The organism is Nonomuraea sp. NPDC052634 (genome assembly GCF_040678535.1).
Lineage (GTDB): Bacteria > Actinomycetota > Actinomycetes > Streptosporangiales > Streptosporangiaceae > Nonomuraea > Nonomuraea fastidiosa.
The window spans coordinates 642034-649024 of the sequence record NZ_JBFATY010000004.1; the positions used below are offsets into that span (position 1 = coordinate 642034).

General features: G+C 69.0%; 7 protein-coding genes. 4 read left to right on the top strand and 3 right to left on the bottom strand.

Going from position 1 to position 6991, the window contains the following annotated elements; translation table 11 throughout:
* The first annotated feature begins 5 nt into the window (after positions 1-5).
* Together AB0K67_RS22410 and AB0K67_RS22415 are read left to right on the top strand one after the other, a co-directional pair.
* Positions 6-770, top strand: coding sequence for a crotonase/enoyl-CoA hydratase family protein (locus tag AB0K67_RS22410; RefSeq protein WP_364063192.1), 765 nt, complete (start codon positions 6-8; stop codon positions 768-770).
* Positions 771-901: 131 nt separating this feature from the next.
* Positions 902-1546, top strand: coding sequence for a rhomboid family intramembrane serine protease (locus AB0K67_RS22415; protein WP_364063195.1), 645 nt, complete (start codon positions 902-904; stop codon positions 1544-1546).
* Here AB0K67_RS22415 and AB0K67_RS22420 read toward each other — a convergent pair.
* From AB0K67_RS22420 to AB0K67_RS22430, 3 genes are all read right to left on the bottom strand, one after another.
* Complete coding sequence (locus AB0K67_RS22420) at positions 1543-2124, bottom strand: TIGR00645 family protein (RefSeq protein WP_364063198.1); 582 nt, start codon at positions 2122-2124, stop codon at positions 1543-1545. The genes AB0K67_RS22415 and AB0K67_RS22420 overlap by 4 nt on opposite strands.
* A gap of 102 nt (positions 2125-2226) precedes the next feature.
* Positions 2227-3336 (bottom strand): phosphoserine transaminase, encoded by a 1110-nt coding sequence (serC, locus tag AB0K67_RS22425; RefSeq protein ID WP_364063201.1) that lies wholly within the window; start codon positions 3334-3336, stop codon positions 2227-2229.
* Positions 3337-3525: 189 nt separating this feature from the next.
* The gene (locus AB0K67_RS22430; RefSeq protein ID WP_364063204.1) at positions 3526-4632 is read right to left on the bottom strand and encodes a citrate synthase 2; all 1107 of its coding nucleotides are present in this window, start codon (positions 4630-4632) and stop codon (positions 3526-3528) included.
* 260 nt (positions 4633-4892) lie between these two features.
* On the opposite strand from AB0K67_RS22430, the gene pdxH reads away from it, so the two are divergent.
* Together pdxH and AB0K67_RS22440 are read left to right on the top strand one after the other, a co-directional pair.
* Positions 4893-5570: a pyridoxamine 5'-phosphate oxidase gene (gene pdxH / locus AB0K67_RS22435; protein ID WP_364063207.1), complete on the top strand. Its 678-nt coding sequence runs from the start codon at positions 4893-4895 to the stop codon at positions 5568-5570.
* Between the two features lie 10 nt (positions 5571-5580).
* Positions 5581-6816 carry an MFS transporter gene (locus AB0K67_RS22440; protein WP_364063210.1) on the top strand — a complete coding sequence of 412 codons (1236 nt, stop codon included), beginning with the start codon at positions 5581-5583 and terminating at the stop codon, positions 6814-6816.
* The last annotated feature ends 175 nt before the right edge of the window (positions 6817-6991 follow it).

A 6991-nucleotide genomic window follows, 5' to 3' on the forward strand; every position in this document is an offset into this window, starting at 1 on the left:
GTCCCGTGTCTGACGAAGTGCTCGTCGAAGAGTCCGGCAATGTGGCCATCATCACCATCAACCGCCCCAAGTCGCGTAACGCGATCAACGGGGCGGTGGCCAGGGGCATGGCCGAGGCGCTGGACGCCCTGGACGCACGTCCTGACATCTCCGCGTACGTCCTGACCGGGGCGGGCGGCACCTTCTCCGCCGGTATGGACCTCAAGGGCTTCCTCAGCGGTGACATGCCCGTGGTCGAGGGCCGCGGCTTCGGCGGCATCACCGAGGCGCCGCCGAAGAAGCCGCTGGTGGCCGCCGTCGAGGGCTACGCCCTGGCGGGCGGGTTCGAGCTGGCGCTGTCGTGCGACCTCATCGTGGCGTCGTCGGAGGCCAAGTTCGGGCTGCCCGAGCCGAAGCGGGGGCTCGTGGCGGGCGCGGGCGGCATCATGCGGCTGCCCCGGCGCATCCCGTACCACGTGGCCATGGAGATCGCGCTGACCGGCGACCACTACCCGGCATCCCGCCTGTACGAGCTGGGCCTGGTCAACCGCGTCACCGAGCCGGGCGCGGCGCTGGACGGCGCGCTTGAGCTGGCGAAAAAGATCGCCGCGAACGCGCCGCTCTCGCTCATAGCGACCAAGCGGGTCGTCATCGAGTCGCAGGACTGGTCGCTTGACGAGATGTTCAAGAAGCAGGCCGCGATCGTGAATCCGGTCTTCGCCTCCAAGGACGCCATGGAGGGCGCGGCGGCCTTCGCCGAGAAGCGCGCGCCCCAGTGGAAGGGCGAATGACCGCGTCCGACCGCGTCTGATCACGTCGTCCCCTCCCGGTCGGCCACGAAACGGGAGGGGAACGCCTTAGCGCGCACATGGCTCTGCCTGGATACCGTAAAGAGAGAGGAGACGACCCACCGGGAGAGCGCATGAGCGACTATTCGGGTTCCAGGTTCGAGTCCGCCAAGCGCGGCGCCGGAGCCCTGCTGTCGGGTGCCCTGAGCGCGCTCATCGTCATGGTGTCCATGCTGGCCGTGATGTGGCTCGTGGAGGGTGTCGACTTCTTCCTCGGCGGCACCCTCGACTACGAGTACGGCATCAGGGGCTGGGACGCCGACGGCCTGCTCGGCATCCTCTTCGCGCCGTTCCTGCACGTCGGATTCGGCCATCTGATGGCCAACTCGCTGCCGCTGCTCGTGCTGGGCTTCCTGGCGGGCCTGCGCGACATCCGTAAGTTCCTCTGGGCCAGCGTGCTGATCATCTTCATCGGCGGCATCGGCACGTGGCTGCTGAGCGACCCGATGACCTACACCGTCGGGGCCAGCGGCCTGGTCTTCGGATACTTCGGGTTCATCGTGGCGCGCGGCGTCTTCGACCACCGGCTGCTCGACATCATGATCGCCATCGGCGTCGGTGTGGCCTACTGGGGCATCCTCGCGGGCGTGCTGCCCAACCAGCCGGGCATCTCCTGGCAGGGACACCTGTTCGGCCTCATCGGCGGCGTGGTGGCGGCCTGGGTGTTGCGCCGCAAGCGCGAGCTGCCGCCCGCCACGTCGTATCCGTACCTGGGCTAGATATGCGAGCGGGTGTGCTCGGCCGGCGATGACGACAGCAGACGGTCGATCCAGGCCAGGCCGAGCGCCGAGACCACGAACGCCAGGTGGATGAACGTCTGCCACATGATCTTGTCGTTGGGCATCTCGCCCGCCCTGATGAACGTCTGCAGCAGGTGCACCGACGAGATGCCGACGATGGCGGTGGCCAGCTTGACCTTCAGCACGTTCGCGTTGACGTGGGAGAGCCACTCGGGCTCGTCGGGGTGGCCGTCGAGATTGATGCGGGAGACGAACGTCTCGTAGCCGCCGATGATCACCATGATGAGCAGATTGGAGATCATCACGACGTCGATCAGCGCCAGCACGGTGAGCATGACGACGGCCTCCGGCGAAGTGCCGTCGGACGGCTGCGTGCCGTGCAGGAAGACGCCTTCGATGAGGTGCCACAGCTCGATCGCGAACTGCCAGACATAGACCGCCTGGGCCACGATGAGGCCGACGTAAAGGGGGACCTGGAGCCAGCGGCTGGCGAACATGAGGTAACCGAGGCTCTTCTGCCGTGCGGTCCCCTGGCCGAACGAGGGCTTGTCGGGCAAGGACGTTCCTAGTCGTGAAATGTCGAGGAGTGATGGACAGGGGTAGCAAGAGGCCAGCACCGAGGATTCGGTGCTGGCCTTGGATCGGGCGCTGAGACGCCGCTAGAGGCGCTCGACGACGTAGTCGATGCAGGTGGTCAGAGCCTCGATGTCGGCCGGGTCGATGGCCGGGAACATCGCGATGCGCAGCTGGTTGCGGCCCAGCTTGCGGTAGGGCTCGGTGTCGACGATGCCGTTGGCGCGCAGCACCTTGGCCACCGCCGCGGCGTCGACGTCGTCGTTGAAGTCGATCGTGCCGACCACCTGCGAGCGGAACTCGGGCGCCGCGAACGGGGTGGCGAAGGACGACTTCTCGGCCCACGTGTACAGGCGCGAGGCGGAGTCGGCCGTACGGGCGGTGGTCCAGGCCAGGCCGCCGTTGCCGTTCATCCAGTCGAGCTGGTCGGCCAGCAGGAACAGCGTGGCCACGGCCGGGGTGTTGTAGGTCTGGTCCTTCGCGCTGTTGTCGATGGCGACGGGCAGGCTGAAGAACTCGGGCACGTAACGGCCGGTCGCGGCGATCTCCTCGACCCTGGCCAGGGCGCGCGGCGACATGATCGCGATCCACAGACCGCCGTCGGAGGCGAAGCTCTTCTGCGGGGCGAAGTAGTAGACGTCGGCCTCGTTGAGGTCGACGGGCAGGCCGCCCGCGCCGGAGGTGGCGTCGACCAGCACCAGCGAGTCGTCGGAGCCGACCCGCTTGATCGGCATGGCCACGCCGGTCGAGGTCTCGTTGTGGGTCAGCGCGTAGGCGTCGACGCCGTCCTCGGCGACCGCCTCGGGGTGGGTGCCGACCTCGGACTTGATCACGCTCGGCTCGGCCAGCCAGGGCGCCTTCTTGGTGACCGCCGCGAACTTGGAGGAGAACTCGCCGAACGACAGGTGCTGCGACTTCTCGCGGATGAGCCCGAAGGCCGCGATCTCCCAGAACGCGGTGGTGCCGCCGTTGCCCAGCACGACCTGGTAGCCCTCGGGCAGCGAGAACAGGTCGGCGAGGCCCGACCGGACGCGGCCGACCAGGTTCTTGACCGGCTTCTGGCGGTGCGAGGTGCCCATGACGCTCGCGCCGGACTCGGCGAGCGCGGCCAGCTGCTCCGGGCGAACCTTCGAAGGCCCGCAGCCGAAGCGGCCGTCGGCGGGCTTGATGTCAGCGGGAATCACGATGTCAGCCACGTAACGGAGCCTACCGACCTGCGTGGACTGGCTCGTACGCGGTCCGGATTCTGAGACCCCCGGGCGCGTCACCGCCGCCCGGAGGCCGTTCGGAAGAGCCCTCAGAGCCGTCCAGGGCTTCAGGAAACGAGGAACGGCTACCGCAGGGCCGGAGAGCCGCGCGGTAGCCGTCAGCGGGGGATGTGCGAGTCAGAACTTGCCGACGACCTCGTCGGCCCCTGGGACGTCGGTCAGCGGGCGCGAGGCCGGGCCGACGTACTTGGCGCTGGGGCGGACCAGCCTGCCCGTGCGCTTCTGCTCCAGGATGTGCGCGGCCCAGCCGGCCGTGCGGGCGCAGGTGAACATGGAGGTGAACATGTGGGCGGGCACCTCGGCGAAGTCGAGGACCACGGCGGCCCAGTACTCCACGTTGGTGGCCAGCACCCGGTCGGGCTTGCGGGCGTGCAGCTCCTCCAGCGCGGCCTGCTCAAGGGCGGCGGCGACCTCGTAGCGGGGCGCGCCCAGCTCCTTGGCGGTGCGCCGCAGCACGCGGGCCCGCGGGTCCTCCGCGCGGTAGACGCGGTGGCCGAAGCCCATGAGGCGGTTGCCCTTGTCGAGCTCGCTCTGGACGTACTTCTTGGCGTCGCCGAGCTGCTCGACGCCCTCGATCATGTGCAGGACGCGCGCGGGGGCGCCGCCGTGCAGCGGGCCCGACATCGCGCCGACCGCGCCGGACAGCGCGGCCGCCACGTCGGCGCCGGTGGAGGCGATGACGCGGGCGGTGAACGTGGAGGCGTTCATGCCGTGCTCGGCGGCGGAGGTCCAGTAGGCGTCGATGGCCTTGACATGCTTGGGGTCGGGCTCACCGCGCCAGCGGATCATGAAACGCTCGACGATGGTCTTGGCCTCGTCCACGCGGCTCTGCGGCACCATCGGCAGGCCGAGGCCGCGCGCGGACTGCGCGACGAAGGACAGGGCCATCACCGACGCGCGCGCGAGCTGGTCGCGCGCCTCCTCGTCGCTGATGTCGAGCAGCGGCTTGAAGCCGTAGGCCGGAGCCAGCATCGCCAGCGCGCTCTGCACGTCGACGCGGATGTCTCCGGAGTGGACAGGGATGGGGTACGGCTCCGCCGGGGGCAGGCCCGGCTGGAACGCGTTGTCGACCAGAAGGCCCCAAACGTGCCCGAATGGGACACGGCCGACCAGCTCTTCGATGTCGACGCCCCGGTATCGAAGGGCGCCCCCTTCTTTGTCCGGTTCCGCGATCTCGGTCTCGAAAGCTACGACGCCTTCGAGGCCGGGTTTGAAGTCGGACATTCTCGGCCGCCTCCCTTTCTTGCCATGTTTCGGCAACGCGATGCTCTGCCATGTCGCGGCCGCCGCAGGGGTCTCACAGTCGTTCTCCCCTCGTGCTGGCCCGCTATGTTGATGTCGAGATACCGGCGGGTCAATTTAACCCCCTCCCAGGTCGTGGTCGGTCTCCGGACCCGCCGTTCGGGCAAAGCCCCTGGTCGAAGGCTGGGTCGGACTTTGGGGGACGACCCGCTGGCAAGCGGACCCATCATGTGATCCGCCGCATGAGCGCGCAAGAATACCGTCTCGTGGATGCCACCCCGCGCCCGCCCATGCTGGCGGGGCTTCGCCGTACGTACGAGGGCGAGCCGCTGCTCGAATCGGACCTCGCCGCCGACCCGATCACGCAGTTCACCGCCTGGTTCCAGGAGGCGCTCGACGCCGGGCTGCCCGAGCCCAACGCGATGGTGCTCGCCACCGCCTCCGCGGGCGGCCGGCCGAGCGCCAGGACGGTCCTGCTCAAGGGCTACGACGAACGCGGATTCGTCTTCTACACCAACTACGAGTCCCGCAAGGGCCGCGACCTGGCGGAGAACCCGCGCGCGTCCCTGCTCTTCCCCTGGCATCCGCTGCGCCGCCAGGTCCGCGTGGAGGGCACGGTGACGCGCATGTCGCAGGAGGAGTCCGCCGAATACTTCAACTCCCGCCCGTACGGCTCGCGCATCGGCGCGTGGGCCTCGCGGCAGTCGGCGGTGGTGCGGTCGAGGGAGGAGCTGGACGCCCGCTACGAGGAGCTGGCGGCTCGCTGGCCGGAGAACCCTCCGGTGCCCGACTTCTGGGGAGGCTTCCGCGTCTACCCCCTTGAGGTGGAGTTCTGGCAGGGGCAGCTCGACAGGATGCACGACCGGCTCCGGTACCGGCGGACACGACCCGGTTGGGTTCTGGAGAGACTTGCCCCTTAGTGTCTCTTAAGTGCAAATCGGGGATCTGGTCAAGCGTCATTTCGTCGATACGCGCCCGCTGGGCGTCCCGGCCTACCGGCGGATCTGGGCCGGCCAGACCGTCTCCAACATCGGAGTGCACGTCACCGTCATCGCGGTCGGCCAGCAGGTCTTCGAGCTGACTCAGTCCTCGTTCTACGTGGGGCTGATCGGCATGGCCAACCTGATCCCGCTGGTCGTCTTCGGTCTGTGGGGCGGAGCCATCGCCGACGCCGTCGACCGGCGCAAGCTGCTCATCACCGGCTCGCTCATCGCCTGGACGGCCACCCTGTTCATCTTCGTCCAGGCCCTGCTGGGCCTGGGCAACGTCTGGCTGATCCTCCTCGCGGTCGCGGTCAACTCCACCGGCTTCGCGATCACCGGGCCGACCAGGGGCGCGATCATCCCGCGCATCCTGGGCGCCGAGCTGGTGCCGGCCGCGAACGCGCTCAACTCGCTCGTCTACAGCATGGGCGCGGTCGTCGGCCCGATGATCGGGGCGATCGCGATGACCGGCGGCGGGTTCGCGGCGGCGTACGCACTCGACGCCGTGCTCTTCACCGCCAGCCTTTACGCGTCGCTCAAGCTGCCCCCGCTGCCCCCGCTGGGGAAGGTGACCAGGCCGGGGCTCAAGTCCGTGATCGACGGCTTCAGCTTCATCGCCAAGAGCCCCGTGCTGCTGATGTCGTTCGTCGTGGACATCATTGCGATGGTCCTCGCCATGCCCAGGGCGCTGTTCCCCGAGCTGACCGCCGAGCGCTTCGGCGGCTCGGAGCTGGCGCTCGGCTGGATGACCTCGGCCATGGGCATCGGCTCCGTGGCCGGCGCGCTGTTCTCCGGCTGGGTCGGCCGCGTCAAACGGCAGGGGGTGGCGCTGTCGATCATCATCGCCGTCTGGGGGCTCGCGGTCGCGGGCGCGGGGCTCGCGCACGACCTGTGGCTGGTGGTGCTGCTCATGGCCGTCGGCGGCGTCGCCGACGTCATCTCCTCGGTGTGGCGGCAGTCGATCCTGCAGCTCTACGCGCCCGACGAGATGCGGGGGCGGCTCCAGGGCGTCTTCCTCGTCGTGGTGGCCGGCGGGCCGCGCCTCGGCGAGCTGCGGGCCGGCGCGACGGCGACCGCGTTCGGGCTCACCGGGGCCTGGGTGGGCGGCGGGCTCGCCTGCGCCGTCACCGTGCTCATCGTCGGGTTGTCCGTACGCGGCTTCCGCGAATACCGCGCCCGCTAGCGCATTGCCGCCGTTTCCGTAATGAGCGGCGGCCGGGCGGCCGGGAACGAACCCGGCCGCTCAATTGTTTGCTTCCTTAATACTCCAGCCGCACTTCGAGATCTCGATCTGGTCGAGGCTGAGACGTGAGACGGCCACCGCAGTGATCATGTGGGTGTGTGGAATCCAGATGATC

Excerpts from the sequence above, each read along its gene's own strand:
- AB0K67_RS22415 (WP_364063195.1), top strand. The coding sequence starts at position 902 with ATGAGCGACTATTCGGGTTCCAGGTTCGAGTCCGCCAAGCGCGGCGCC.
- AB0K67_RS22430 (WP_364063204.1), bottom strand. The coding sequence starts at position 4,632 with ATGTCCGACTTCAAACCCGGCCTCGAAGGCGTCGTAGCTTTCGAGACC.
- pdxH (WP_364063207.1), top strand. The coding sequence starts at position 4,893 with ATGAGCGCGCAAGAATACCGTCTCGTGGATGCCACCCCGCGCCCGCCC.